The organism is Arthrobacter sp. GCM10027362, assembly GCF_042679445.1.
Taxonomy (GTDB): domain Bacteria; phylum Actinomycetota; class Actinomycetes; order Actinomycetales; family Micrococcaceae; genus Crystallibacter.
Genome location: NZ_JBHTML010000021.1, coordinates 1 through 26405, shown reverse-complemented (window position 1 = coordinate 26405; position 26405 = coordinate 1). Strand labels below are relative to the sequence as shown.

The 26405-nt window shown below is 67.8% G+C and carries 24 protein-coding genes; 19 read left to right on the top strand and 5 right to left on the bottom strand.

Features of this window, described 5'->3' with window-relative positions:
- The first annotated feature begins 42 nt into the window (after positions 1-42).
- Positions 43-1308: a cysteine--1-D-myo-inosityl 2-amino-2-deoxy-alpha-D-glucopyranoside ligase gene (gene mshC, locus ACFQ36_RS05765; RefSeq protein ID WP_377011529.1), complete on the top strand. Its 1266-nt coding sequence runs from the start codon at positions 43-45 to the stop codon at positions 1306-1308.
- 287 nt (positions 1309-1595) lie between these two features.
- Here the strand turns inward: mshC and ACFQ36_RS05760 are convergent, their stop codons facing one another.
- Complete coding sequence (locus ACFQ36_RS05760; RefSeq protein WP_377011527.1) at positions 1596-2480, bottom strand: PAC2 family protein; 885 nt, start codon at positions 2478-2480, stop codon at positions 1596-1598.
- A gap of 124 nt (positions 2481-2604) precedes the next feature.
- On the opposite strand from ACFQ36_RS05760, the gene ACFQ36_RS05755 reads away from it, so the two are divergent.
- From ACFQ36_RS05755 to ACFQ36_RS05670, 18 genes are all read left to right on the top strand, one after another.
- Entirely contained in the window at positions 2605-3351 is a 747-nt protein-coding gene (locus ACFQ36_RS05755) for an HAD family hydrolase (RefSeq protein ID WP_377011525.1), read from the top strand.
- Entirely contained in the window at positions 3348-4523 is a 1176-nt protein-coding gene (locus ACFQ36_RS05750; RefSeq protein ID WP_377011523.1) for a site-2 protease family protein, read from the top strand. Before ACFQ36_RS05755 ends, ACFQ36_RS05750 begins: the two co-directional genes overlap by 4 nt.
- A 123-nt stretch (positions 4524-4646) precedes the next feature.
- Complete coding sequence (locus tag ACFQ36_RS05745; RefSeq protein WP_377011521.1) at positions 4647-5693, top strand: tRNA (adenine-N1)-methyltransferase; 1047 nt, start codon at positions 4647-4649, stop codon at positions 5691-5693.
- Between the two features lie 262 nt (positions 5694-5955).
- Entirely contained in the window at positions 5956-7707 is a 1752-nt protein-coding gene (arc, locus tag ACFQ36_RS05740) for a proteasome ATPase (protein WP_377011519.1), read from the top strand.
- A 14-nt stretch (positions 7708-7721) separates the two neighbouring features.
- Complete coding sequence (gene dop, locus ACFQ36_RS05735; protein WP_377011547.1) at positions 7722-9326, top strand: depupylase/deamidase Dop; 1605 nt, start codon at positions 7722-7724, stop codon at positions 9324-9326.
- 89 nt (positions 9327-9415) lie between these two features.
- Positions 9416-9619: a ubiquitin-like protein Pup gene (locus ACFQ36_RS05730; protein WP_377011517.1), complete on the top strand. Its 204-nt coding sequence runs from the start codon at positions 9416-9418 to the stop codon at positions 9617-9619.
- Between the two features lie 3 nt (positions 9620-9622).
- Positions 9623-10480, top strand: coding sequence for a proteasome subunit beta (gene prcB / locus ACFQ36_RS05725; protein WP_377011516.1), 858 nt, complete (start codon positions 9623-9625; stop codon positions 10478-10480).
- 2 nt (positions 10481-10482) lie between these two features.
- On the top strand, positions 10483-11214 hold the full coding sequence (gene prcA / locus ACFQ36_RS05720) for a proteasome subunit alpha (RefSeq protein ID WP_377011514.1): 732 nt from the start codon (positions 10483-10485) through the stop codon (positions 11212-11214).
- Positions 11215-11219: 5 nt separating this feature from the next.
- Positions 11220-12581, top strand: coding sequence for a Pup--protein ligase (gene pafA, locus ACFQ36_RS05715; RefSeq protein ID WP_377011512.1), 1362 nt, complete (start codon positions 11220-11222; stop codon positions 12579-12581).
- 87 nt (positions 12582-12668) lie between these two features.
- A complete protein-coding gene (locus ACFQ36_RS05710) occupies positions 12669-13598 on the top strand; it encodes an FKBP-type peptidyl-prolyl cis-trans isomerase (RefSeq protein WP_377011509.1) in 930 nt (309 codons plus the stop codon).
- Positions 13599-13634: 36 nt separating this feature from the next.
- A complete protein-coding gene (locus tag ACFQ36_RS05705) occupies positions 13635-14030 on the top strand; it encodes an FKBP-type peptidyl-prolyl cis-trans isomerase (protein WP_377011507.1) in 396 nt (131 codons plus the stop codon).
- A gap of 117 nt (positions 14031-14147) precedes the next feature.
- Positions 14148-16151, top strand: a complete 2004-nt coding sequence (locus ACFQ36_RS05700; RefSeq protein WP_377011506.1) for a helix-turn-helix transcriptional regulator — start codon at positions 14148-14150, stop codon at positions 16149-16151.
- A gap of 113 nt (positions 16152-16264) precedes the next feature.
- Positions 16265-16603, top strand: coding sequence for a hypothetical protein (locus tag ACFQ36_RS05695; protein ID WP_377011505.1), 339 nt, complete (start codon positions 16265-16267; stop codon positions 16601-16603).
- Between the two features lie 29 nt (positions 16604-16632).
- Positions 16633-16908, top strand: a complete 276-nt coding sequence (tatA, locus tag ACFQ36_RS05690) for a Sec-independent protein translocase subunit TatA (RefSeq protein ID WP_377011503.1) — start codon at positions 16633-16635, stop codon at positions 16906-16908.
- Positions 16909-16914: 6 nt separating this feature from the next.
- The gene (tatC, locus tag ACFQ36_RS05685; RefSeq protein ID WP_377011501.1) at positions 16915-17751 is read left to right on the top strand and encodes a twin-arginine translocase subunit TatC; all 837 of its coding nucleotides are present in this window, start codon (positions 16915-16917) and stop codon (positions 17749-17751) included.
- Between the two features lie 115 nt (positions 17752-17866).
- Positions 17867-20695: a DEAD/DEAH box helicase gene (locus tag ACFQ36_RS05680; RefSeq protein ID WP_377011499.1), complete on the top strand. Its 2829-nt coding sequence runs from the start codon at positions 17867-17869 to the stop codon at positions 20693-20695.
- A gap of 56 nt (positions 20696-20751) precedes the next feature.
- Positions 20752-22410, top strand: coding sequence for an amidohydrolase (locus ACFQ36_RS05675; protein WP_377011497.1), 1659 nt, complete (start codon positions 20752-20754; stop codon positions 22408-22410).
- Positions 22411-22848: 438 nt separating this feature from the next.
- Positions 22849-23583 (top strand): polyprenol monophosphomannose synthase, encoded by a 735-nt coding sequence (locus tag ACFQ36_RS05670; RefSeq protein WP_377011495.1) that lies wholly within the window; start codon positions 22849-22851, stop codon positions 23581-23583.
- Between the two features lie 96 nt (positions 23584-23679).
- Here the strand turns inward: ACFQ36_RS05670 and ACFQ36_RS05665 are convergent, their stop codons facing one another.
- From ACFQ36_RS05665 to ACFQ36_RS05650, 4 genes are all read right to left on the bottom strand, one after another.
- Positions 23680-24027 (bottom strand): RNA polymerase-binding protein RbpA, encoded by a 348-nt coding sequence (locus ACFQ36_RS05665; protein ID WP_377011492.1) that lies wholly within the window; start codon positions 24025-24027, stop codon positions 23680-23682.
- Positions 24028-24201: 174 nt separating this feature from the next.
- Positions 24202-25176: an SPFH domain-containing protein gene (locus ACFQ36_RS05660; RefSeq protein WP_377011491.1), complete on the bottom strand. Its 975-nt coding sequence runs from the start codon at positions 25174-25176 to the stop codon at positions 24202-24204.
- The gene (locus ACFQ36_RS05655; protein WP_377011489.1) at positions 25173-25655 is read right to left on the bottom strand and encodes an NfeD family protein; all 483 of its coding nucleotides are present in this window, start codon (positions 25653-25655) and stop codon (positions 25173-25175) included. The genes ACFQ36_RS05660 and ACFQ36_RS05655 overlap by 4 nt, the downstream gene beginning before the upstream one ends.
- Before the next feature lie 159 nt (positions 25656-25814).
- Positions 25815-26405, bottom strand: a 591-nt coding sequence (locus ACFQ36_RS05650; RefSeq protein WP_377011487.1) for a methyltransferase domain-containing protein, incomplete at its 5' end; no start/stop codon positions are given.

Below are 26405 nucleotides of genomic sequence, written 5' to 3'. Positions count from 1 at the left end.
CGCAGATCCCGCACGGGCACGTAAACCGGAAGGAATGGAATTTTGCTTGGTTGGAACGCCCCGGTTGTGCCCGTCGTGCCCGGCGGATCGGATGACCTGTCCCTGTATGACACGTCTGCCGGCGCCCGGGTCCGGATTGAGCCGTCCGGGACCGGCTCGCTCTATGTCTGCGGTATCACCCCGTACGATGCGACCCATATGGGCCACGCCGCCACCTACGTCAGCTTCGACCTGCTGAACCGTTATTGGCGCGATGCCGGCCGACGGGTCCAGTATGTGCAGAATGTCACTGACATCGACGATCCGCTGCTGGAGCGGGCCAAAGCCACGGGCGTGGACTGGGAACAGCTGGCCAAGGACCAGACCGAACTGTTCCGCGCCGACATGGAGGCTCTGAACGTGCTGCCGCCGGACGAGTACGTCGGGGCGGTGGAATCGATTGCCTGGATTGTCCCCGCCGTCGAGCGGCTGATTGCCGACGGCGTGGCCTACCGGGTGCCGGGGACCGCGGGCGAGCCCGACGGCGATGTCTACTTCGACACGGTGGCCGCCGCCGGCAGCGGCTGGGAGGTGGGCCGGACCTCGCGGCTGACCGAGACCGAGATGGTTCCCCTGTTTGCCGAGCGCGGGGGAGACCCGGACCGCCCGGGCAAGCGGCACCGGCTGGATCCGCTGCTGTGGCGGGTGGCGCGCGACGGCGAACCGTACTGGCCGGGCGGCACGCTCGGAGACGGCCGGCCCGGCTGGCACATCGAGTGTTCGGTGATCGCCCGGAAGTTCCTGCCGGAGACCTTCGACGTGCAGGGCGGCGGATCCGACCTGAGCTTCCCGCACCACGAAATGAGCGCAGGACACGCCTACGCGCTGACCAAGACCCCGCTGGCCCGGCACTTCGTGCACGCCGGCATGGTCGGCCTCGACGGCGAGAAGATGAGCAAGTCCAAAGGCAACCTGGTGCTCGTTTCCAGGCTGCGCGAGGACGGGGTCGATCCGGCCGCCATCCGGACCGTGCTGCTGGGCCAGCACTACCGTTCCGACTGGTTCTGGACCGACCGGCTGCTTGACGCCGGCAAGGAGCGCCTGGCCGCCTGGCGGGCCGCCGCGCCGCTGGCTGCCGCCAAGGATGTGCCTGCCCTGGCCGAGGACATCCGGCGGGCCCTGTCCGATGATCTGAACGCGCCGGCCGCGCTGGCAGCCGTGGATGCGTTCGCGGCCGCCCAGCGCGCGGCCGCCGCTTCGCCGGAGCAGGGCACCGGGACCAAGGCCTTCGGCGAACTCCTCGACGCGCTGCTGGGCATCCGGCTCTAACCCCCGGGACAAAATCGGTCAGTAGATGTCCCCTCCTGGCAAGAACCGGCCAACAGATGTCCTCAGATGTCCTCGCCGCGGGAAAAGTGGCCGGTTTCATGCCATGGGCGCGGCGCGCCTCGAGTGTCCGGGATTGCGGGGGCGTCGGCCTGCCTGACCGGCTATGGCAGGCCCCTTCGGCCGATCAACGGCCGGTGGTGGCCGCTTTTTGCCCGGGAAGAGCACCTATTGACCCATTTTTCCCGTGAGTCAGCATCTGCCGGCCGGTTTTTGCCGGGGTGGAGGGGCTATTCCTTGCGGCGTTTTTTGAGGTAGCGCTCGAATTCGCGGGCGATGGATTCACCGGTGGCCTCGGGCAGCTCGGCAGTGTCCTTGGCCTCCTCCAGTTGGCGCACGTAGGCGGCGACCTCCGGATCCTCCGTGGCGAGCTCGTCGACGCCGCGTTCCCAGGCCTCCGCCTCTTCGGACAGGACCGAGGTTTCCAGCGGCACCCCCAAGATGTCTTCGATCCTGTGCAGCAGCGCCAGCTCTGCCTTGGGCGAGGGAGCCTGGCCCACATAGTGCGGAACTGCGGCCCACAGCGAGACCGTGGGAATGCCGGCCATCGAGGCGACCTCGGCGAGGACGCCGATGATGCCGGTGGGTCCCTCGTACTGGCTGGACTCGGCGTTCAGCGCCTGCCGGACGGCGTCGTCATCGCTGGTGGCGGTCACCGGGATGGGCCGGCTGTGCGGCACGTCGGCCAGCAGGGCGCCGACCAGCAGGATGCAGTTGACGTTCAGCTCCGTCGCATGGGCCAGCAGCTCGGCCGTGTAGGCGCGCCAACGGTAGGACGGTTCCACCCCATGGACGAAGATGACGTCGATGTCCGAGCCCGGGATGCTGCAGCGGGTCAGCTTCGTGGTCGGCCACTTGATATGGCGCTGGCCGGAAGCGGTGCGGCGGATAATAGGCCGGGTGAACTGGAAGTCGTAGTACAGGTCGGGATCAATGGTGGCGACCTTGGAGCCGTCCCAGAGCCGGTTGAGGTACTTGACCGCATCGGTGGCAGCCTCGCCGGCGTCGTTCCAGCCCTCGAAGGCGGCGATCATGACCGTGAGCCGCTGCTGTCCGGCCCCCGGTGCCGGCTTGGGGAACAGTCGCCGCAAGCCCTGCGTCTGATTGTTTTCCATCTCGCTCACCTTTTCACCCTAGTCCTCCTCCGGTGAGTTGTCAGTGAGCATGCCGCCTCTTCGCGCTAAGCATAGAACCGCCCGCGGGGCCGCGGGCCTGAACCGGAAACCGTAGACTTGAGGCATGCCATCTCCTGCCGCGCCCGGTTCGCCGGCGATCCCTTCCCGTGTCCAGGCAGTCTTCTGGGACCTGGACGGGACCTTGGTGGACACCGAGCCGTACTGGATCGCCGCGGAGTTGCAGCTCGTGGAGCGCTTCGATGGTTACTGGTCCGAGGAGCTGGGCCGCGGGCTCGTGGGCAATGCGCTGCCGGCCTCCGCCGCCGTGCTGCAGCAGGCCGGCGTCCGGCTGGAGATCCGGGAAATCATTGACGAGCTGATCGGTTCGGTGATCGAGCAGGTGCGCCACAGGATTCCCTGGCGGCCCGGGGCACGCGAACTGCTGGCCGAGCTGTGCGACGCCGGCATCCCCACCGCGCTGGTGACCATGTCCGAAAAGCTGCTGGCACAGGAAATCGTGGAGCGGCTGCCGGCCGGAAGTTTCGGCCACCTGGTGACCGGTGACATGGTGGCGAACGGCAAGCCGCACCCCGAGCCCTACCTGCGCGCCGTCGAACACCTTAGCGGTGTCCGTCCGGGGGTAGACAAGTCCAGGATCATTGCCTTGGAGGATTCGCTGCCCGGGGCCTCCTCGGCGCAGGCGGCGGGACTGGTCACGGTGGCCATCCCGCATGTGGTGCAGGTGCCGGATGACCCGGGCCGGCACCGCTGGGACAGCCTGGCCGGACGGGGCTTGGCGGACCTGGAGGCCCTGGTCACCGGCGAAGCCGCGCCGCAGGCCGAGGCCGCCGTGCCGCGGGGAACCGCATGAGCCGGCTGCAGCCGGGCGGCGGCACCGAAGAGGCCGGCCAGGGCAAACAGCGCAACGAAGGTATCCCGCTGGGCCGGGTCGGCGGCGTGCCGGTCATCCTGGCCTGGTCCTGGTTCGCGATCGCGGCCTTCATCGTGCTGGTGTTCTCCCCGCAGGTCCGGGCCATAATTCCGGGCATCGGCAGCCTGGCCTACCTGGTGGCCTTCAGCTACGCGGTGCTGCTGCTGCTTTCGGTGCTGGTCCACGAACTGGCCCATGCCCTCAGCGCCCGTGCCTTCGGCTGGCCTACCGCGCGGATTGTGCTCAATCTGTGGGGCGGGCACACGCAGTTCGAGAATTTCCAGGCCTCCGCGGGCCGGTCCCTGGTGGTGGCGCTGGCCGGCCCGGCAGCCAATTTCGCGCTGGCGGGCCTGGGCTGGGTCGTCCGGCCGCTGTTCGCCGGCGATCCCGTGGGCTGGCTGCTTACGGACAGCTTTGTGCTGGTGAACCTGGCCGTGGCCGTTTTCAATGTGCTTCCGGGCCTGCCGCTCGACGGCGGCCGGCTGGTGGAGTCAGCGGTGTGGAAGGCCACCGGCAGCCAGGAGAAGGGCACGGTGGCCGCCGGATGGGCCGGGCGGATCATCGTGATCCTGCTGATCTTCGGCTTCGCCGTGCTGCCCGCGCTGATGGGCCGCCGCCCCGACCTGGTATTCGTACTGATGATGGTGCTGGTCGGCGGTTTTCTCTGGAGCGGCGCGAGCGCCTCGATCGCCCAGGCCAGGCTGCGCCTGCGCCTGCCGGCGGTGACCGCCGGCGGACTCCAGGTCCGCGCCATTGGCCTGCCGGCCACGGCGAGCGTCGCCCAGGTGGCCGCCGCCCGGCAGGACAGTCCCGAAGCCGAAATCATCCTTACCGCGGCGACCGGCCAGCCGGAGGCGGTGGTGGACCTGCAGGCGCTGCACAGCGTCCCTGCCGCCGCGGCGGGGACCACCCCCGCGGCGGCCATCGCCCGGGCACTGGCACCGGGCGCCTACGTCCCGGAATGGGCCGCCGGGCAGGAGCTGATACAGTACCTGGCCCGGGTGGCCGGCAATGAATACGCCGTGATCGACCGGCAGAGCCGGGTGACCGGACTGCTGCTGCAGGATTCGGTGGTGCGGGCGCTCACCGGCAAGGTGCCCGGACGCCGCTGAAGCACGCCATATCACGGCGCGCATCATAGAATCAATGGGCCGCTCTGAAACCATCGGCCGTATCCATGACCGGGCGGGTCCTTCAGCGGCCGCGCCCGCACTTCGACCGGAAGCAGGACCAGCATGAGCCCCTCCACCATCCCGCACGGAGCCGACCAGCGCCGCGGACCGCTGCGTCCCGGGGAACGGGTGCAGCTGACGGACGAAAAGGGACGGATGAACACCATCACGCTCACGCCGGGCGGGGCGTTCCACACCCACCGCGGGTTCCTGCCGCACGATGACCTGATCGGCGCGTCCGAGGGCTGCGTGGTCACCAACACCATCGGCCACAAGTACCAGGTGCTGCGTCCGCTGCTCTCCGACTTCGTGCTCTCCATGCCCCGCGGGGCGGCAGTGGTGTACCCGAAGGATGCCGGCCAGATCGTGACCATGGCGGACATCTTTCCGGGGGCCCGCGTGGTCGAGGCCGGTGTCGGTTCCGGCGCCCTGAGCATCTCGCTGCTGCGCGCGGTGGGCGACGGCGGCTACCTGCATTCCTATGAGCGCCGCGAGGAGTTCGCCGACATCGCCCGCGGCAACGTTGAAACGTTCTTCGGCGGTCCGCACCCGGCCTGGTCCGTATCGATCGGGGATTTCCAGGACGAAGTGGTCAAGCAGGAGGAACCGGGCAGCGTGGACCGCGTGGTCCTGGACATGCTGGCGCCGTGGGAGTGCCTGGATGCCGTGGCCGCCGTACTGGCCCCCGGCGGGGTGTGGATCAGCTACGTGGCCACCGTGACCCAGCTCTCGCGCACCGCCGAGGCCATTCGCGCCGACGGCCGCTTCACCGAGCCCGAGGCCTGGGAGTCCATGGTCCGCGGCTGGCACGTGGAGGGCCTGGCCGTGCGCCCGGACCACCGGATGGTGGCACACACCGGCTTCCTGCTCAGCGCCCGCCGGCTGGCCCAGGGCGTAACGGGCCTGACGCCCAAACGCCGCCCGTCCAAGACCGAATTCGCCGCCGAGGACGTGCAGGCCTGGGCCGGGGACGATGAGGCCTGGAACGCCGAAGGGCTGGGGGAGCGGCCGATCTCCGACAAGAAGCTGCGCCGCGCCGCCAAGGACGCTGCCTCCACCGTGCAGCGCGGTGCCTTCAAGGACCTGCCCGAGGGCCAGCGGCCGGAATAGGGCCGGGGCGTCCGACGGCGCCGGACCGGCCCCGCCGAACAGTTACCTTTTCTTTATCTGCATCTTTTGGCGCGGCCGGCCCGCCGCTTTTGGCCCGTCCGGCCGCGGCGGGCCGGGCCGAAGGCCCCCCATTGCCGCCGGCCGCGCGGTCCGGAATTATGGCCGCCTCCGGAACGTTTCCATTGTCAAGTGGGTGAGACTTCGTAAGGTAGACGGATAGGGTCATTGGAAGGCACCCGTTTCAAGAGAGCAGGTCACGGTGATGAGTGAAAACCAGAACCCGATGCATGATCCGGCCCCGGGCGGCGCTCCGTCCGATGAGTTGACCGTGGCCCAGCGCCAGCTCAATGTCCTGCGGGACAAGATCCGGAACCTGGACAAGCAGTTGGCAGCCGCCACCGTGAACAACAGCCGGCTTGTCTCCATGCTCGAAACCGCGAAGAGCGAGATCGTCCGGCTCAAGGACGCCTTGGAGCGGGACGGCGAAACCCCGTTCAGCTTTGCCACCATCACCCAGGTCAATCCCGCCCAGCACGCCCGGACCGGCGTGAGCACCGCGGCGACCGTGCAGGAGAGCGTGGACATCATCCAGTCCGGCCGCAAGCTGCGCGTCGCGGTCAGCCCGCTGATCAATCTCAGCCAGCTCAGCCCCGGCCAGGAGGTCCTGCTCAACGAATCCCTGACCGTGGTGGCCGCGCTCGGCTTCGAACGGGCCGGCGAACTGGTGACCATCAAGGAACTGCTCGACACGGACCGGGCGCTGGTGATCGGCCGTGCGGACGAGGAACGGGTGGTCAAGCTGTCCGGCATGCTGCAGCGGGAGCGGCTGCGGGTGGGGGACGCCATCTCCATCGACGGCCGCAGCGGCTACGCGCTGGAGAAGATCCCGCGCAGCGAGGTGGAAAACCTCATCCTCGAGGAAGTGCCGGACATTTCCTACCAGGACATCGGCGGCCTCGGCCCGCAGATCGACGAGATCCGCGACGCCGTCGAACTGCCGTTCCTGCATCCGGACCTGTACCGCGAGCACGGGCTGAAGGCGCCCAAGGGCATCCTGCTGTACGGCCCTCCCGGCTGCGGCAAGACGCTGATCGCCAAGGCAGTGGCCAACGCCCTGGCCGCGCGCGCCGTCGAACGCAGCGGCACCAAGGAAGCGCGCAGCTACTTCCTGAACATCAAGGGCCCGGAGCTGTTGGACAAGTACGTCGGCGAAACCGAGCGGCATATCCGCCTGATCTTCGCCCGTGCCCGGGAGAAGGCCTCCGACGGCAGCCCGGTGGTGGTGTTCTTCGACGAGATGGATTCGCTCTTCCGCACCCGCGGCACCGGCGTGTCCTCCGACGTCGAAACCACCATCGTGCCGCAGCTGCTCAGCGAGATCGACGGCGTGGAGAAGCTGGAGAACGTCATCGTTATCGGCGCCTCCAACCGCGAGGACATGATCGATCCGGCCATCCTGCGGCCGGGCCGGCTGGACGTGAAGATCAAGATCCAGCGCCCGGACGCCGAGGCGGCCGCGGACATCTTCGCCAAGTACATCACCACGGACCTGCCGATCCATCCGGACGACCTGGCCGAGCATGGCAACGACCGGAAGGCGACGGTGGAGGCGCTGATCCAGCGGACGGTGGAGGCCATGTACTCGACCGACAAGTCCAACGAGTACCTGGAAGTCACCTACGCCAGCGGCGACACGGAAATGCTGTACTTCAAGGACTTCAATTCCGGGGCCGTGATCCAGAACGTGGTGGACCGGGCGAAGAAGAACGCGATCAAGGACCTGCTGACCAGCGGCCAGAAGGGCCTGCGGATAGAGCATCTGCTGCGCGGGGTGGTGGACGAGTTCCGTGAGCACGAGGACATGCCCAACACCACGAATCCGGACGACTGGGCACGCATCTCCGGCAAGAAGGGCGAACGGATCACCTACATCCGCACCATCATCCAGGGCAAGGCGGGCCAGGAGGCCGGAAAGTCCATCGAAACCATGCCGAACACGGGGCAGTATCTGTGAGCGTCAACCGCGTGATGGGAACCGAAACGGAGTATGGCATCCATGCTCCGGGAGATCCGCTGGCCAATTCCACCGTGCTTTCCTCCCAAATCATCAACGCCTATGCCGCGACGGTCCGCAGCGGGCTCGGCAACCTGGCCGGGACCCGCTGGGACTATACGGACGAGGAGCCGCTGCACGATGCACGCGGCTGGGAGGTCTCGCGGGAGGACGCCGATCCGTCCCAGCTGACGGATATGCCGCCGGTGCTGGATGCGGAGCAGATTGCCCTCGCCGGCGGACGCCGGCCGACCGGCAACGACTTCTATGCCGAGGAGTCCTCCGGCGGGGTGCTGATGAACATGGTGCTCAGCAACGGCGCCCGGCTGTACGTGGACCATGCCCACCCGGAGTATTCCAGCCCGGAAGTGACCAATCCGCTGGACGCTGTGCGCTGGGACAAGGCCGGGGACGTGGTGGTGCTCACCGCACTGCGCCGGATTGCCCAGACACCCGGGTTCGCCCCGGTGAACCTGTACAAGAACAACACCGACAACAAGTCCGTCTCCTATGGTGCGCACGAAAACTACCTGATGCCGCGCAGCGTGCCGTTCGGGCACATTGTCACCGGGCTGATCCCGTTCTTTGTCTCCCGCCAGATCATTTGCGGGGCGGGACGGGTGGGCCGCGGCGTGACCGGGCGGCAGAGCGGCTACCAGATCAGCCAGCGGGCGGACTTCTTCGAGGCGGAGGTGGGGCTGGAGACCACCATCCGGCGGCCGATCATCAACACCCGGGACGAACCGCATGCGGTGGCGGAGAAATACCGGCGGCTTCATGTGATTATTGGAGACGCCAACCTCAGCCAGGTCTCGATCTACCTGCGGTTGGGCACCACCGCGCTGGTGCTGTCCATGATCGAGCACGGGGACGTACCCCAGATCCAGCTGCACGAACCGGTGCAGGCCCTGCAGGCCATCAGCCACGACCCGACGCTGCAGCAGAAGGTGGCGCTCAAGGATGGCAGCATGGTTACCGGACTGGACCTGCAGGAAATGTACCTGGAGGCGGCCGCGGCGCACTGCCGCCGGCTGGGCACGGACGAGGGGATGACCGCCGACGTGCTGGAGCGCTGGGGAAACCTGCTGGCAGTGCTGCGCCGGGACCCGATGGAAGCTTCCGCCCAGCTGGACTGGGTGGCCAAGCTCAAGCTTTTGGAGGCCTACCGGGAGCGCGACGGGCTGGACTGGTCCGCGGCGCGCCTGGGCCTGATCGACCTGCAGTATGCGGATCTGCGTCCGGAGAAGGGTCTGTACTACCGCCTGGCCGCCCGGGGCAAGATGGAGCGGCTGCTCCCGGACGCCGTAATCCTGGAAGCGGTCCGCCAACCGCCCGAAGACACCCGGGCCTACTTCCGGGGCAAGTGCATCGACCATTTCCCCGAGCAGGTAGTCGGGGCCAGCTGGGATTCGGTGATTTTCGATCTGCCGAACAACCGCAGGCTGCAGCGGATCCCCACCCGGGAGCCGCTGCGCGGGACGCGGGAGCTGACCGGCCGGCTCTTCGAGGAGGCCGCTTCGGCGGAAGAATTCATTGCGGCGTTGCTGGGCCCCGGACCAACCAACGGCGTGGCAACATAAGCACCAGTCGAAACGTTATTAACAGTGCCGGGACAACCGGCATTGGCCAGCAAGCACCATGGGACCCTAGAACCGTCAAGGAGGCAGTGATGGCAACCCAGGACCGCAAGAATGTGGACAGCCGCAGCGTCGAGGAGGATTACGACGACGCTCCTGTGCCGGAGCCGGCGCCTGCCGCCGCGGGTTCGGCCGAAACCCAGGGCACAGATGATCTGCTCGATGAGATTGACGGCGTCCTGGAGCAGAACGCCGAGGAGTTTGTGCGCGGTTTCGTGCAGAAAGGCGGTCAGTAACCCATGACCATGCCGGCAGGTGGTCCAGGTGCGGTCTTTTCGCAGATAGCCCATTCGGCGACGGCCTCGTTCTCGGAGTATCTGGCGCGCACGGCGCCGGAACTGCTGCCCGGTGCCCGCGGTGCGGTGCCGGGCGGGCTCCAGTTCCCGGCCGGCGGCCCGGCGGCAGCGCCGCCGGTGCCGCACGCCACCACGATCGTCGCGATGACCTTCGGCGGCGGGGTGCTGATGGCGGGGGACCGCCGAGCGACCATGGGCAATGTGATCGCCAGCCGGCACATCGAGAAGGTGTTCCCCGCGGACCAGTACTCCGTCCTGGGCATCGCCGGCACGGCCGGCCTGGCCCTGGACGTCACGAGGCTGTTCCAGGTGGAGCTTGAGCACTACGAGAAGATCGAAGGGACGCTGCTGAGCCTGGAGGGCAAGGCCAACCGGCTCGGGGCCATGATCCAGGGCAACCTGGGGCTGGCGCTGCAGGGCCTGGCCGTGGTGCCGCTGTTTGCCGGCTATGACATCGACCGGCACGAGGGCCGGCTCTTCTCCTACGACGTCACCGGCGGCCGCTACGAGGAACAGGAGCACCACTCCGTGGGCTCGGGCTCGGTCTTCGCCCGCGGCTCGCTGAAGAAGCTCTGGAAGCCAAACCTGGATGAAGCCGCCGCGGTGCGGGTCGCCGTCGAAGCACTCTACGACGCCGCCGACGACGACTCGGCCACCGGCGGCCCGGACGTGGTCCGGCAGCTGTGGCCGGTGGTCTATACGGTGAATGCCGCCGGCGCCCGGCGCATCCCCGAAAGCGAGTTGGCTGCCGCGGCCGAGGGCGTCATCGCCTCGCGCACCGTGGCCGGACGGGAGGCGTGAGCATGACGCAGCAGTTCTATGTCTCGCCCGAACAGCTGATGAAGGACCGGGCGGACTTCGCCCGGAAAGGCATTGCCCGCGGCCGCTCGGTCATGGTGCTCAGCTGCCGCGAGGGCATCGCCCTGGTCGCCGAAAACCCCTCGGTGTCGCTGCACAAGGTCGGGGAGATCTACGACCGGATCGCTTTCGCCGCCGTCGGCAAGTACAACGAGTTCGAAAGCCTGCGCCAGGCCGGCGTCCGCTATGCGGATGTGCGCGGCTACTCCTACAACCGCGGGGACGTCACCGCCCGCGGCCTGGCCAGCGTCTATGCGCAGAGCCTGGGCGCGGTGTTCACCGCCGACACCAAGCCGTTCGAGGTCGAACTCGCCGTCGTCGAGGTAGGGGCGATGCCGGCCCAGGACCATCTGTACCGGCTGACCTTCGACGGCTCGATCGCGGATGAGAAGGGCTTCGTGGTGATGGGCGGCCAGGCCGATTCGCTCAGCGAGGCCCTGCGGCGCAGCTGGAAGGAAGACATGGATTTCCCGGAGGTCATCCGGGCCGCCGTCTCGGCGCTGGCCGGCGACAGCGGCAGCGATGCCGGGGAAGCGGGTGTCCGGCAGCTGGGGCCGGACCTGCTTGAAATCGCGGTGCTGGACAGGGACCCGCTGTCCAGCCGGGGCAGCCGCCGTGCGTTCCGCCGGCTGCCGGCTGCCGAGGTCGCCGCGGTACTGGGTACAGGGGAGGACTGACAGCCATGGACCGGCGCATTTTCGGTGTGGAGACCGAGTTCGGCATTTCCTACTCGGCTCCGGAATCCCGTCCGCTCTCGCCGGAAGAGGTGGCCCGCTACCTCTTCCGCAAGGTGGTGACCTGGGGCCGGTCCTCCAACGTGTTCCTGACCAACGGCTCCCGGTTGTACCTGGACGTGGGCTCGCACCCGGAGTATGCCACCGCCGAGTGCGACGACGCGGCCCAGCTGATCGCCCAGGACCGCGCCGGCGAGCTGATCCTCGAAGACCTCATGAACGAGGCCCAGGACCGGCTGCATAAGGAAGGGTTCGACGGCAGCGTCTACCTGTTCAAGAACAACACGGATTCGGCCGGAAACTCCTACGGCAGCCACGAGAACTACCTGATTCCGCGGAAGCTGGAGTTCTCCCGGCTGGCGGACATCCTCATCCCGTTCCTGGTCACCCGCCAGCTGCTGGTGGGGGCCGGCAAGGTGCTCAAGACCCAGAACGGTTCCATCTATGCGTTCTCCCAGCGGGCAGACCATATCTGGGAAGGCGTCTCGTCCGCGACCACCCGGTCCCGGCCGATCATCAACACCCGGGACGAGCCGCATGCCGACGCCGAATATTACCGCCGGCTGCATGTGATCAACGGCGACTCGAACATGTCCGAAACCACCACGCTGCTGAAGATCGGCACCGTGGACCTGCTGCTGCGGATGATCGAGGCCGGGACCATCATGCGCGACATGCGGCTGGAGAACCCGATCCGCAGCATCCGGGACATCTCCCATGACCTGACCGGTTCCAAGCCCCTGAAGCTGGCCAACGGCAGGGAGATGTCGTCCGTGCAGATGCAGCAGGAGTACCTGTCCAAGGCCAAGGACTTCGTCGCCGAGCACGGGGCGCACACTCCGCACGTGGCGCGGATCCTGGACCTGTGGGAGCGGACCTTGGCGGCCGTCGGGAGCGGGGACCACGAGCCCATCTCCCGGGAAATTGACTGGGCCATCAAGAAGAAGCTGATCGAACGCGTCCAGGCCCGCCACGGGCTGACGCTTGAATCCGCCAGGCTGGCGCAGCTGGACCTGACCTACCACGACATTTCGCGCACCCGCGGCCTGTTCTACCTGCTGCAAAACCGCGGCGAGGTGGACCGCGTGGTCGACGATGCGGACATCAAGTCCGCCGTCGACACCCCGCCGCAGACCACCCGGGCCAAGCTGCGCGGGGACTTCGTGCGCGCGGCCCGCGAACACGGCCGGGACTTCACGGTGGACTGGGTGCACCTGAAGCTCAATGACCGTTCCCAGCAGACCATTTTGTGCAAGGACCCGTTCCGCAGCACCGACGAAAGGGTGGACGCCCTGCTGGCATCGCTCTGACCGGTCCCTTGAGCCGGCCCAGCCTGACTTGGCACGGCTTTCTCTGCGACAATGGGCACGGCAATGACCTCCATTGAAAGTTGAACTGTGCGCAAATTACTCGCGATTCTGTTGCCATTTGCCCTGATGCTCACTGCCTGCGGCGGCTCGGATTCGTCTACTTCGGGCAAGGAATCTGCCCTCGAATCCGTCAAGGTTACGTCTTGGGACAAGGACAAGGCACCGAAGGTTGAGTTCGACAAACCTTTGACCGTCTCCGAGCCCTCGGTCAAGACATTGGCCGAAGGCACCGGCCAGGCCATCAAGCCCGGCCAGATCCTCAAATACAACGCGGCGCTTTTCAACGCGCAGGACGGCCAGTCCACGGGGGACACCTACTCCCAGGGAACGCAGCAGAGCATGACCGTCGACGATGCGCTGAAGGCGCAGGTTCCCGCGGTCTACGACGCCCTGATCCACAGCAAGGTCGGCGCGGAGCTGGCGTACATGGAACCCGCAGCAGAGGCTCCGGCGGGCAGTACGAGCAGCCCTCAGCCTGCCAGCCTGCTGGTCATGCGGGTGGAGAGCGCCAAGGACGCACCTAAGCTTATGGGCCAGAGCGAGGTCAAGAAGCTCGACGAGGCAGGCGCGCTGCCCACCGTTACGCGGAATGCCAAGAATGTGCCGACCATCAAGATCCCGGCGAAAAAGGATGCTCCGTCGGACCTGGTCGTCAAGGTCCTCAAGGAAGGCACCGGCGCCAAGGTAACGTCATCGAGCACCGTTACCGCCCACTACGCGGGCGTCCGCTGGGAGGACGGCAAAGTCTTCGACTCGAGTTACTCGCGCGGCGAAACCGCCGATTTCCCGCTCAACCAGGTCATCAAGGGCTGGACCTTGGGCCTGGCCGGCCAGAGGGTGGGATCATCCGTCATGCTGGTCATCCCCGCCGAACTAGCCTATGGTGATCCGGTCCAGCAGCAGGGTGCACCGTCGGGTCCGCTCGTTTTCGTCGTCGATATCAAGGGCGCCAAGTAAGATTAGGCGCAACCAATCCCCTAGTAGAGGAGAACTATGTCATTCGGCCAGCGCGAGTATGACCGCCAGAAGCCCGAAATCGATTTCCCCGGCACCGAGGCTCCCACCGAGCTGAAGATCGAGGACCTCATTGTCGGCGACGGCCCGGAGGCCAAGGCAGGGGACACCGTCTCCACCCACTATGTTGGCGTAGCCTGGTCCACCGGCGAGGAATTCGACGCCTCCTGGAACCGGGGTGCACCCCTGGACTTCCGGGTGGGCGTGGGCCAGGTTATCCAGGGCTGGGACCAGGGCTTGCTGGGCATGAGGGTCGGCGGCCGCCGCCGGCTGGAAATCCCCTCCGAGCTGGCCTACGGCAGCCGCGGTGCCGGTTCCGCAATTGGGCCGAACGAATCCCTGATCTTCGTGGTGGACCTGCTCGCCGTCCGCTAGGGATCGGGGCGCTCCACTCTATGTCTGCGGACGGGGAACGGTGAACGTTAGGCCATCGTTACCCCGTCCGTTTCGTTAACGTCGCGGGCCGCCGCGTCCGGAAAGTAACGTTGAATTATGTCCGTGTCCAAGACCGAGCGCCTGCTGAACCTGACCATCGCCCTGCTGGAGCGGCGGCGCGGCTACAGCAAGGAAGAACTGCGCTCCCTCATTCCCTCCTACAAGGATGCCCCCACCGAGGAGGCCTTCAACCGCCTGTTCGAGCGGGACAAGGAGGCCCTGCGGGACATGGGCGTGCCGGTGGAGACCTTCTCCGAGGACACTTTCTTCGACCACGACCAGAGCGTTAGCCGGTATCGGATCGACCGGAGCGCCTACCGGCTGCCGGAACTGTCGTTTACCGCGGAAGAAACTGCCGTCCTGTCCCTGGCCTCGCGGGTGTGGCAGCAGGCCTCGCTGGGTTCGGCCGCGGCCCGGGCCGTGCGCCGGCTGGACGTGCGCGGCGCGCTGGCGGAGTCGGACACGCTGATCGGGGTGGAACCGCGGCTGCGGACCGCCGAGCCGGCCTTCGACGACATGCTCGATGCCGTCTTGGACCGGTACCCGGTTTCCTTCGCCTACCGGGCAGGGACGTCGCAGAAGTCCACTGTGCGCAGGGTCGAACCATGGGGGCTGGGCAACCGGTTCGGTAACTGGTACCTGGTGGGCCGGGATATGGACAAGGATGGCGAGCGGACCTTCCGGCTCTCGCGTGTCACCTCGGCGGTGAAGAAACTGACCGGCAGCTACGAACGGCCGGAAGGGTTCACCATGCGTGCGGCCCTGGCGGCCCTTGACCCCAGCGGCCGGGAACAGACCGCAGAGCTGCTGCTGCGGCCGGGCCGGGCCAACGTGTTCCGTACCGGTGCCCCGGGGCAGGGGCGCGCGGAACGGGGCTGGGACAGGGTCGCGTACCGCTTCAACGACGTCGACGTGCTGGCGGAGGAGATCGCCGCCTACGGCGCGCAGGTCCGCGTGGTTTCCCCGCCGGAGCTGGCCGAGGCGGTCCGGCGGCGGCTGGAAGGGGCACTGGCGGCGGCGCAGGAGCCGGCGCCGCCGTACATGCTGCCCGAGGCAGGTGCCCGCAACGGCGCCGGGCACCGGAAGTCCTCGGCGCTGGATCACCTGCCCCGGCTGCTGGACCTGGTCTCCTACGTGACCGGCAACCAGGGTGCGGACCTGGCCGAAACCGCGAGATTGTTCCAGGTGTCCACGGCCCAGCTGGTCAAGGACCTCAACCTGCTCTTTGTCTGCGGCGCCCCCGGGTACGGTCCGGACCAGCTGATCGAAGCCGAATGGGAATCCGGCTGCATCTTCATTCGGAACGCGGAGGAGATCTCCCAGCCCGTGCGCCTGGGCCTGGACGAGGCGCTGTCCCTGGTAGTCGGGCTGCAGGCACTGGAAACCGTGCCCGGCGTCGGCGGCCACCAGGCACTGAACACCGCGTTGGACAAGCTGCTGGAGGCCACCGGCGGCGAGGACGGCTTCCGTGCCGTGGCTGCGGATTTCGACGAGGCCGCGGCCGCACCGTATGTGGAGCAGCTCCAGGAGGCCGTGCTGGTGCGCGAGACGCTCGATATGGAATACCTGGTGGCCTACCGGGACGAGGTCACCGTCCGGGAAATCGACCCGCTGCAGGTCTTTGCCCAGGACGGGCACTGGTACCTCAGCGCCTGGTGCCACCGCCAGCAGGGCCGGCGGCAGTTCCGCGTGGACCGGATCCGTTCGCTGACCCGGACCGGGAGGCACTTTGCCGAGCCGGACGGACCGGACACAGGTTTCCCGCAGAGCCTGTTCACCCCGCAGGAGAGCGACGAGCACGTGGTGCTGCGCATCTCGGCCCGGCTGGAATCACTGGCCGAGCAATACAACGCCGTGCGCCGGGTGCCCTTGGCCGGCGGCGGGTGCGTGGCCGAGCTGCGGCTCGCCTCGACGGCGCTGGTGCCCGGGCTGGTGGCCCGGCATGGCGGCGAACTCGCCGTGCTGGAACCGGCGGGCCTGGCCGCGGACACGCTGGCGTGGCTGCGTGAGGCTGCGGAAGCCGCCGGCTCCCTGGCCGCGGCCTACAGGAAAGGGGCCTAGCTACCGGCCTCCCCGTTCGCGGCCTGCCCCACACGCTCCGCGTGCGGGGACCCCTAGCCGCTCTCTTGCCTCGCAAGCTCGGGCCGGGGCCCTCGGCCGATAGACTTACGCATATGCCGTTCTGGTTTTGGATCCTCCTGTGGGTGGCGCTGTGCGCCGTCGCCCTGCTGTTCATCATCTTCCTCGGCTGGCGGATATTCCGCGCCTTCATGGCGACGCTGGCCGATCTTGAGGCGGCCGCCGCCAAGCTCACGGTGACCGCCGCGCCGTCGCCTGCCGTACCGAAGGACGATGGCGTCTCCATCCCCGCAGTCTTTAAGGATCCGGAGCGGGTCCGGGCCGACTATGTGGAAGGCAAGGTCCGGCGGCGGGAGGCCCGCCGGGTGCGGCGGGTGGCCCGGCGGGCGGCCCGGGGCCAGCGCCAGTCCGTGCACGACGCCGGACTGACGTAGGATGGATTCGATACGAAAGGAAGCACGTTATGGGACGTCTCTTCGATAGCCCTTGGGCAATCATCATTTTGATCATCGTTGCCCTGCTGCTGTTCGGTGCTCCGAAACTGCCCGGTCTCGCACGCAGCGTGGGACAGTCCCTGCGGATCTTCAAGTCCGAGGTCAAGCAGATGAAGGACGAGGATGCGGCGCGGGCCGCGGACGAACCGGTCGAAGGCCGCGTGATGAATCCGCCGCGCAACGTACGCAAGGAAGACCAGGCGCCCAACGCCAACGGCGGCACCCAGCCGCCGGGCCAGCAGTAAAGGCCGATGGCGCGAAAATCAGGGCGGAAGGCCAACCCCGAAGGACGGATGCCGCTCAAGGAGCACATCCGGGAGTTGCGGAACCGGCTGATTGTCTCCGGCATCGCCGTGCTGCTTGGCGCCATCGGAGGATGGTTCCTGTACGACCCGGTGATGGCCGCGGTCCAGCAGCCGATGTTCGAGATCTCGGCCGAGCAGGGCCGCCAGGCCGAGATCAATTTCGGCAGCGTGGGCTCACCTTTCGACCTGAAGATCCAGGTTTCCATCTTCCTGGGCATCCTGGTCAGCTCGCCGGTCTGGATCTACCAGGTCTGGGCCTTCATCACCCCGGGGCTCAAGGCGAAGGAACGCCGCTACACGCTCGGCTTCATGCTCTCGGCCGTGCCGCTGTTCCTGCTGGGCATCTACTTCGGCTGGCTGGTGCTGCCCGAAATCGTCAAGGTCCTGACGATGTTCACCCCCGAGGGCGGCTCGAACATCATCCTGGCCACCGACTATCTGACCTTCGTCATGCGCATGCTGCTCTCGCTGGGTGCCGCCTTCCTGACGCCGGTGGTCCTGGTGGGGATCAACTTCGCCGGGCTGATCAGCGGACGGCAGATCATCAAGAGCTGGCGCATCATCGTGTTCGTGGTCTGCGTGGTGGCAGCCATGGCGGCCCCCGGCCCGGACGCGATGTCCATGTTCCTGCTGGCCGGGCCGCTGCTGTTCCTGTTCTTCGTGGCCGTGGGCATCTGCCTGCTCAATGACAGGCGCCGCGAACGCCGCCGGACGGCCCGGGATGCCGAGATCTCCCGCAACGCGGGCCGGGCGACCCCGCTGGAAGAACTCGGCGGATCCTGATTGGGGCGCTCCCGCGGTGTCGGCTGCGCCGCCACGGCGCGGCCCTCGCGCCCCACTCACCCGGAACCTCCCAAGATGGTTCAGGCCGCCGCGGGGCAGCGCGTAGGCTTCTAATATGAGTTCTCCATCCGAGCGATACCGCGCCGCAGCCGAAAGGACGGCATTCCAGAAAACCCGCCTGTACGCCTTTACGCAGACCCTCGAATTCGAGCTGGATCCCTTCCAGCGCGAGGCCTGCGAATCGGTGGAGCGCGGCCGCGGCGTCCTGGTTGCCGCGCCCACCGGGGCGGGCAAGACGGTGATCGGCGAATTCGCTGTCTACCTGGCGCTCGAGCGCGGGCTGAAGGCCTTCTACACCACGCCCATCAAGGCGCTGAGCAACCAGAAGTACAACGAACTGGTCCACACCTATGGGACCGGGAGGGTGGGCCTGCTCACCGGGGACGTGTCCGTGAACCCGAACGCGGACGTGGTGGTCATGACCACCGAGGTGCTGCGGAACATGCTCTACGCCAATTCGGATACCCTCGCTGACTTGGGCTACGTGGTCATGGACGAGGTGCACTACCTGGCGGACCGGTTCCGGGGGGCCGTCTGGGAAGAAGTGATCATCCACCTGCCCGCCGAAGTGCAGCTGGTCTCGCTCTCGGCCACGGTCTCCAACGCAGAGGAATTCGGCGCCTGGCTCGACACCGTGCGGGGGGATACCGACGTCGTCGTTTCCGAACACCGGCCGGTGCCGCTTTGGCAGCACGTGATGGTGGGCAAGGAAATCCTGGACCTGTTCGCTTCCGAGGTCGCGTTCGACGAAGCGGCGCCCGCCTCCGAGGACGGACCGGCGCCGGACAGCCGGTACACCGTCAATCCCGAACTGATGAAGCTGGCCACTTCCGAGCACCGGCTTAACCGCGGCGCCGGCTGGGGCCGTCCCGGCGGAGGGCGCGGGCGCCGGGGCCCCTCGCGCCCGGTCCAGCCGATGACGCGGGTGCCGAAGGCCAGCAGGCCGCAGATCATCGCCCAACTGGACAAGGAGGGGCTGCTGCCGGCCATCACGTTCATCTTCTCCCGCAACGGCTGCGAGGCAGCGGTGCGCCAGTGCCTGGAGTCCGGGCTGCTGCTCACCTCCGAGCGCGAACGGCAGGTCATTGCCCGCCGGGTGGACGAAGCCACCGTGGACATCCTCGACGAGGACCGGGACGTGCTCGGCTACTGGACCTGGCGCGAGGGGCTGGTCCGGGGCATCGCCGCCCACCATGCGGGCATGCTGCCCGCCTTCAAGGAGGTGGTGGAACAGCTCTTCGCGGACGGGCTGATCCAGGCCGTCTTTGCCACCGAAACCCTGGCCCTGGGCATCAACATGCCCGCCCGGACGGTGGTGCTGGAGAAGCTGGACAAGTTCAACGGCGAGGCGCACGTGAACATCACCGCCGGCGAGTATACGCAGCTGACCGGCCGCGCCGGGCGCCGGGGAATCGACGTCGAAGGCCACGGGGTCGTGCTCTGGCAGCCGGGCACGGATCCGGCGGCAGTGGCCGGTCTCGCGTCCCGGCGGACCTACCCGCTGAATTCGAGTTTCCGGCCCACCTACAACATGAGCATCAACCTGATCGCCCAGTTCGGCCGCCCGCGCGCCAGGGACATCCTGGAGACCTCCTTCGCCCAGTTCCAGGCGGACCGCTCGGTGGTGGGGCTGGCCAAGCAGGTGCGCAGCCGGGAAGAAACACTGGCCGGGTACACCACGGCCATGACCTGCCACCTGGGCGACTTCGCCGAATACGCCGCCCTGCGGCGGGCCCTCAAGGACGCCGAGCGCGAGTCCGCCACCTCGCGGTCCAGGCACCGCCGGCACGCCGCCGCGGATTCGCTGGAACGGCTGCGGCGCGGCGACATCGTGGAGGTGCCCGGGGGACGCAGCGAGGGCTACGCCGTCATTCTCGAAACCGACCTCTCCGGACACGAGCCGCGTCCCAGCGTGCTGACCATGGACAAGCAGGTCCGCCGCCTGTCCGTCCAGGATTTCGACGGCCCGGTGGAGGTGGTCTCGAGTATCCGGGTACCCAAGAGCTTCAACGAGCGCAGTCCCAAGTCGCGCCGGGACCTGGCCTCCTCCATCCGCAATGCCCTGCACGAGCACCGCCCGCCCCGGCGCGGCGCCGAGTACCGGGACTTCGTGGTCCCCGGTTCCGAGCGGCATGAGCGCCAGATCACCGAGCTGCGCCGCAAGCTCAAGGCCCATCCCTGCCACGGCTGCAGCGAACGCGAGGACCACGCCCGCTGGGCGGAGCGCTGGTTCAAGCTGCGCCGGGAGACGGACCAGCTGATGTCCCAGATCCAGGGCCGGACCAACACCATCGCCAAGACGTTTGACCGGGTGTGCGAGGTCCTGGCGTCCTACGGCTACATCACCACCGGTTCCGACGACAGCGTCGCCATCAGCCCGGCGGGGGCCAGGCTGCGCCGGATCTACGGGGACCGGGACCTGCTGGTGGCCCTGTGCCTGGAGCATGGAGCCTTCGACGACCTGGACGCGGCCGAGATGGCGGCCTTCGCCTCGGTGCTGGTGTACCAGTCCAAGCGGGAGGAGACCGGGATCCGGCCCCGGATGCCAAGCATCTCGCTGGAAACATCGGTGGAAACCGCGGTGCGGGAATGGGCGTCGCTGACCGACCTGGAGGAGCGGCACCGGCTGCCGCTCAGCAGCGAACCGGAGTTCGGGCTGGTCTGGCCGCTTTTCAAATGGGCCCGCGGCCGCGGCCTGCAGGCGGCGCTGCAGGGCACCGACCTGGCCGCCGGGGACTTCGTACGCTGGGCCAAGCAGGTCATCGACCTGCTGGACCAGCTGGCCAAGGTCCCCGGACTGGACCGGCGGATTGCCGGGCTTTGCCGGGACGCCATCGACCTGGTGCGCCGCGGCGTGGTCGCCTATTCCGGGGTTTCCGATTAGCGCACCGGCATCCGGCGCCGGAAATTTTTTCACTGGTTTTATCGCAAAGGAACTTCATGAGCGCATCCATGCCTGCCAGCGCCAGGGAGCAGGCCGGCCCTACCCTCTACCGCAACGGATCGGTTTACAGTCCCGCGGATCCGTACGCGACCGCAATGCTGGTTGACGGCGGCACCGTGGCCTGGGTCGGGTCCGAGCATGCGGCGACCTCGATTGCGGACGGAAGCATGCAGGTAGTGGACCTGGGCGGGCGCCTTATCACCCCCGGTTTCGTCGATTCGCACGTGCACGTTACCGAAACCGGCCTGGCCTTGGAATCCCTGGACCTTTTCGCTGCCGGGTCGGTCCGGGACGTGCTGGACCTGGTGGCCCGGCAGGCAGCCCGGGAAGCCGGCCCCGTCCTGGGCCACGGCTGGGACGAGACTCGCTGGCCGGAGAACCGCCCGCCGACCGCTGCCGAACTGGACCGCGCTTCCGGCGGCCGGGAGGTCTACCTCAGCCGCGTGGACGTGCACTCCGCCGTCGTGTCCGGCACGCTGGCAGCCCGCGCCGGCCCGCAGCAGGCCGAGGGCTGGTCCGAGGCCGGACACGTGCGCACCGCCGCGCACGAACAGGCCCGCGCCGCCGTCCGGAACCTGGCTCCGGGCCGGCGCCGGGAGCTCCAGGAACGCGCGCTGCGGCACGCCGCGGCGCGCGGCTATGTGGCGGTGGCGGAAATGGGCTCCCCGCAGATCGGCCCGGCCGAGGACCTGCTGTCCCTGCTGGAGCTGGCCGGGTCCGGTCCGGGCCGGCTGCCGAAGGTGCTGCCGTACTGGGGCCAGCTGGTTCGGACACAGGAAGAGCTGGCCGGCCTGCTCGACTTCTTCGGCGGCCAGTTGCGCGGCCTGGCGGGGGACCTGGCCATGGACGGCTCCATCGGCTCGCACACCGCCTGCGTGCACGGCGGCTATACCGACGCCGCCGGCGAATCCGGCCAGCTGTTCCTGGACGTCGAAGAGGCCGCCCGGCACTTGGAACTGTGCTCCGAGCACGGCATTCAGGGCGGTTTCCACGTGATCGGCGATGCCGGGCTGGACCGCGTGCTGGACGCGCTGGCGCTGGCGGCCGGACGCGTGGGGGAGGCCAAGGTCCGTGCCGCCCGGCACCGGCTCGAACATGTGGAAATGCTCCCGCCAGGCGCCGTCGACAGGCTGCTGGCCTACGGCGTCAGCGTCAGCATGCAGCCGCTCTTCGACGCCTATTGGGGCGGGGAGTCTTCGATGTACGCGGCGCGGCTGGGCGCGGAACGGTCCCTGGCCATGAATGCCGTCGGGACGCTGCAGACCTCCGGCGTGCCGGTCTGCCTGGGCTCGGATGCCCCCGTCACTGCCCAAGATCCCTGGGCCACCGTGCGCGCCTGCCTGGAGCACCACAATCCCGCGGAGCGGATCTCCGCGCGTGCGGCCTTCCTGGCCCACACCCGCGCCGGCTGGCGGGCAGCGGGGGAGCGGAACCCGCTCGAGGGGCAGCTGGCCCCGGGCACGCCGGCCACCTTCGCGGTCTGGGACGTGGAGGAACTGTCCGTGCAGACCCCGGACAACCGGGTATCCGCCTGGAGCACCGATGCCCGCGCCGGCACCCCGCTGCTGCCCTCGCTCGACACGGACAGGCTGCCGCGCTGCGAACGCACGGTGTTGGGCGGCCGACCGATCTTTGACGGCGGCGCGCTCGGCTGAGCCCGGATCGCACCATCCGACATGCCGGGCGGCGGCAAGCGTCCGGCAGCAATTTCCGCCTTCCAATGCGCCGGTCTGACCTGCGGATTTCAGGCAAACCGCAGGTCAACCGCCCATTGACACCATCCGTCGAGCACGTAAGCTTGGTGCTCATCGGGTTGGTATTTCCTGAGGAATCCAGCCCGAGCCGGTCCCGTGGTGGTTGTCCCGGGACGTGCAGTGCTGTGGCGAACGGGAGCCGCCGTATCGGAACCGGCATCCAACGGGTAGGTTTGCGCACCCGTAGATAACGAACTGCCGATTCACGGGGAAGCGGCAGCTCGGCCCGAAGGTGCGCAAACCTACCTTTGTACGACAAAGCACGGATGGTGCCCGATATACTGAACTGTTCGTGCCCGGAGTCAGGGCGCGGGAGTGAAAATATCGAAAGGCAGATGAGTGCGGGTCGTCACCATCATTCCGACATACAACGAAATCCAGTCGCTGCCCCTGACGGTCTCGCGCCTGCGGCAGGCGGTTCCCGACTCGGACGTGCTGGTGGTGGACGATAATTCCCCGGACGGAACCGGGGAGCTTGCGGACCGGATGGCCGCCGAAGACCCGGCCATCCACGTGCTGCACCGCCGGGGCAAGGAAGGCCTCGGCGCGGCCTACGTCGCCGGCTTCAAGTGGGGCCTGGAACGAGGCTATGACGCCTTGGTGGAAATGGATGCGGACGGCTCGCACCAGCCCGAAGAGCTGCCCCGGCTGGTCGGTGCGCTTGAGCAGGGTGCGGACATGGTCAAGGGTTCGCGCTGGATCCCCGGGGGCAAGGTCGTCAACTGGCCGCTGCACCGCAAGCTGCTCTCCCGAGGCGGCAGCCTGTATTCGCGGATCCTGCTGGGGGTGCGCATCAGGGACATCACCGGCGGCTACAACGCCTTCCAAGCAGACACCCTGCGGAAGATCGACCTGGACTCGGTGGAATCAGTCGGCTATTGCTTCCAGGTGGATTTGACCTGGAAGACCCTCAAGAACGGGTTTGCGGTCCGCGAGGTGCCCATCACCTTCGTGGAACGCGAGTTCGGCCAATCGAAAATGAGCGGCAACATCGTTCTCGAGTCCATCCTGCTGGTGACCAAGTGGGGCCTGTCCGCACGCTGGCGTGCGCTGACCGGCCGTACTGCCGGCTGAGCCGGCTGCACCGGGACGGCCAGACCCGGACATTAAACAAACGGCGGAGGGGCACCCGAACGGGTGCCCCTCCGCCAAGCTTTGTGCTGCGGGGCGTCAGGCCGAGCGGCGCTCTCCGCGGCGGGCGCGCAGGTCGTTCAGGCGGTCTTCGAGGATCTGCTCAAGTTCCTCGATGCTGCGGCGCTCCAGCAGCATGTCCCAGTGCGTGCGCACCGGCTTCTCGTTGCTATCCGTCGGCTTCTCGCCGTTGACCAGCACTGCTTCCTTGCCGGTCTTGGAAACCCAGGTCGGAGGGATCTCAGCCTCGGCGGCGAAGGTGACGAAAACCTGCTCACCGTCCTCGCAGCGGTACTCCACGCGCTGACGCGGTGCCGGCTCCACACCGGATTCCGTCTCCATGCTCTGCGCTCCGAGGCGCATACCCCGCAGGCTACGATCGCTCATGATCTCTCCCTCTTGTCTAGTGGGCCTGTAGTGCCATGGCCCATAACCCGCACTGGATTCAACGACGGCGCCGGGCAAACTGTTCCCGGCGCGCCGCCTGGCCCGGCGCGCTTCAGCTTCTCAGGCAAACAACCAATTATAGTGCGGAACCGGCAGCGGCGTAAAGCAAAGGCGTCAGTGCTCGGCCCGCGGCTGCATGGCGGGACTGCCGGTGGACTCGGACGGCGCCGCGACGCCGTCCGAGGCCACCGTGTCCGGTGTTGCGCCCGGTGCCGCGCCGCTGAGAACATTGCCGATTCCCTTGAGCGCCTCGCCCACTTCGCTCGGGATGATCCACAGTTTGTTGGCCGATCCCTCCGCCAGCTTGGGCAGGGTCTGCAGGTACTGGTAGGCCAGCAGCTTCTGCGACGGGTTGCCCTTGTGGATGGCGTCAAAGACCTTCTGGATGGCCTGCGCCTCGCCGTCGGCCCTGAGGATGGCGGCCTGGGCATCGCCCTCGGCCTTGAGGATCGCCGACTGCCGCTGGCCTTCGGCGGTCAGGATCTGGGACTGCTTGGTACCTTCGGCCGTCAGGATCGCGGCGCGGCGGTCGCGCTCGGCGCGCATCTGCTTCTCCATCGACTCCTGGATCGAGTGGGGCGGATCGATTGCCTTCAGCTCCACCCGGGAGACCCGGATGCCCCAGCGGCCCGTGGCCTCGTCCAGCACGCCGCGCAGCTGTCCGTTGATCCGGTCGCGGGAGGTCAGCGCCTCTTCAAGGTCCAGCCCGCCCACCACGTTGCGCAGGGTGGTGGTGGTCAGCTGCTCGACGGCCTGGATGTAGTTGGCGATCTCGTACGTGGCCGCCCGCGGGTCCGTGACCTGGAAGTAGACCACCGTGTCAATGGACACCACCAGGTTGTCCGAGGTGATGACCGGCTGCGGCGGGAAGGAGACCACCTGCTCGCGCAGGTCCAGCAGCGGCAGGAGCCTGTCCACGAAGGGGATCAGGACGGTCAGGCCGGGATTGAGGGTGCGCTGGTACTTGCCCAGGCGTTCAACGACTCCGGCCCGCGCCTGGGGAACGATCCGGATGGACCGTACCAGCACAATCACCACGAATATGACCAGGACCAGTAGGACGATCCACAGGCCGGTGTTGCCGTTCATGCTTCCCCCGCTTCATAGTCGGTCAGTGTCTTGCCGGCAGGGGCCACCACGGCCGTTGCGCCGTCGATCCCGGCCACCTCGACCCGCTGCCCGGCCGGAATCAGCGACCCGTCGCGGGAGCGCGCAGTCCACGTGTCGCCACCGATCTTGACCAGGCCGGAGTGGTCGGTCACCGCCTCCAAGGTCATGGCGGTCTCGCCGATTAGCCGCTCCACATTGGTGCGCAGTTCGGCCGGACCTTTGTTCAGATGCCGCAGGGCCACAGGCCGGACAAACAGGACCATGAGCAGGGCCACCACGCAGAAAACCACCACCTGCGCCCAGAACGGGCCGCCCAGCAGCCCGGCGAAGAGCGCGGCCAGGGCACCGGCGGAGAGCATGATGAAGAACAGGTCCAGCGTCATCATTTCGACGATCGCCAGCAACAGGAACAGTGCCAGCCAGAGCACCCAGCTGTTGGCCACAAGCCAGTCAAGCATGGCTTCCCCTTTCCGCTGTTTCCATCATGCATGATGCGGGCCGCGTCCGGCGGGGTAGCGGCGGACAGACTGGGGATAACCTCCAACCGTGGCCAAGTTGTGACCTGGACCGCAAGCCGCCCGGACGGCCCGGGGGTCTGGCACCAGGCTCTGGCGGCGCTACGTTCGCTTGCGGAACACGCTGAGGGTGAACCGTGCATCCACGGCCAGCGGCAGGTCAATTTCGGCGAGCGCTGCGCGGACGCCTGCGGCATCGGTGTGGTGGGCGCCCGGCCCCATCATCACCAGCTGCTCCACGCCGCCGGCATCCAACTCCATCCCGGCGAAGACCTCCTGTCCGGACACCGGGTCGAAGTGTTCGGACAGCGCCTCCGCCAGCTTCGCCGCCTTATCCTCCTGGATTTCGAGCAGCGGAACGACGCCGCGCAGCTGCGCCAGATGGCCGGGGGCCGGGGTGACCACCAGCAGGTGCCCGTCCGGGGCGAGCACGCGGGCATATTCGGCAGCGTTCCGCGGGGCAAAGACATTGAGCACCAGGTCCACGCCGGCGGCGGCCAGCGGCAGGGGCCGCCACAGGTCCCAGACCAGGCACAGGGCACCGGGCACCGCCTGGGCGGCGCGGCGCAGGGCGAATTTGGAGAGGTCCAGGGCTACTGCGGCGGCATCGGGACGCTGCTGCAGAACGTGCGCGAGGTAGTAGCCGGTGCCGGCTCCGGCGTCGAGCACCGCCGGGGCGGCGACCCCGGCGAG

Excerpts from the sequence above, each read along its gene's own strand:
- ACFQ36_RS05760 (WP_377011527.1), bottom strand. The coding sequence starts at position 2,480 with ATGGAAAACAATCAGACGCAGGGCTTGCGGCGACTGTTCCCCAAGCCG.
- ACFQ36_RS05745 (WP_377011521.1), top strand. The coding sequence starts at position 4,647 with ATGAGCCCCTCCACCATCCCGCACGGAGCCGACCAGCGCCGCGGACCG.
- prcB (WP_377011516.1), top strand. The coding sequence starts at position 9,623 with ATGACCATGCCGGCAGGTGGTCCAGGTGCGGTCTTTTCGCAGATAGCC.
- ACFQ36_RS05700 (WP_377011506.1), top strand. The coding sequence starts at position 14,148 with ATGTCCGTGTCCAAGACCGAGCGCCTGCTGAACCTGACCATCGCCCTG.
- ACFQ36_RS05660 (WP_377011491.1), bottom strand. The coding sequence starts at position 25,176 with ATGAACGGCAACACCGGCCTGTGGATCGTCCTACTGGTCCTGGTCATA.
- dop (WP_377011547.1), top strand. The coding sequence starts at position 7,722 with ATGGGAACCGAAACGGAGTATGGCATCCATGCTCCGGGAGATCCGCTG.
- ACFQ36_RS05750 (WP_377011523.1), top strand. The coding sequence starts at position 3,348 with ATGAGCCGGCTGCAGCCGGGCGGCGGCACCGAAGAGGCCGGCCAGGGC.
- prcA (WP_377011514.1), top strand. The coding sequence starts at position 10,483 with ATGACGCAGCAGTTCTATGTCTCGCCCGAACAGCTGATGAAGGACCGG.
- arc (WP_377011519.1), top strand. The coding sequence starts at position 5,956 with ATGAGTGAAAACCAGAACCCGATGCATGATCCGGCCCCGGGCGGCGCT.
- ACFQ36_RS05675 (WP_377011497.1), top strand. The coding sequence starts at position 20,752 with ATGAGCGCATCCATGCCTGCCAGCGCCAGGGAGCAGGCCGGCCCTACC.
- ACFQ36_RS05665 (WP_377011492.1), bottom strand. The coding sequence starts at position 24,027 with ATGAGCGATCGTAGCCTGCGGGGTATGCGCCTCGGAGCGCAGAGCATG.
- ACFQ36_RS05655 (WP_377011489.1), bottom strand. The coding sequence starts at position 25,655 with ATGCTTGACTGGCTTGTGGCCAACAGCTGGGTGCTCTGGCTGGCACTG.
- ACFQ36_RS05680 (WP_377011499.1), top strand. The coding sequence starts at position 17,867 with ATGAGTTCTCCATCCGAGCGATACCGCGCCGCAGCCGAAAGGACGGCA.
- ACFQ36_RS05695 (WP_377011505.1), top strand. The coding sequence starts at position 16,265 with ATGCCGTTCTGGTTTTGGATCCTCCTGTGGGTGGCGCTGTGCGCCGTC.
- tatC (WP_377011501.1), top strand. The coding sequence starts at position 16,915 with ATGGCGCGAAAATCAGGGCGGAAGGCCAACCCCGAAGGACGGATGCCG.
- ACFQ36_RS05730 (WP_377011517.1), top strand. The coding sequence starts at position 9,416 with ATGGCAACCCAGGACCGCAAGAATGTGGACAGCCGCAGCGTCGAGGAG.
- pafA (WP_377011512.1), top strand. The coding sequence starts at position 11,220 with ATGGACCGGCGCATTTTCGGTGTGGAGACCGAGTTCGGCATTTCCTAC.
- ACFQ36_RS05705 (WP_377011507.1), top strand. The coding sequence starts at position 13,635 with ATGTCATTCGGCCAGCGCGAGTATGACCGCCAGAAGCCCGAAATCGAT.
- ACFQ36_RS05755 (WP_377011525.1), top strand. The coding sequence starts at position 2,605 with ATGCCATCTCCTGCCGCGCCCGGTTCGCCGGCGATCCCTTCCCGTGTC.
- tatA (WP_377011503.1), top strand. The coding sequence starts at position 16,633 with ATGGGACGTCTCTTCGATAGCCCTTGGGCAATCATCATTTTGATCATC.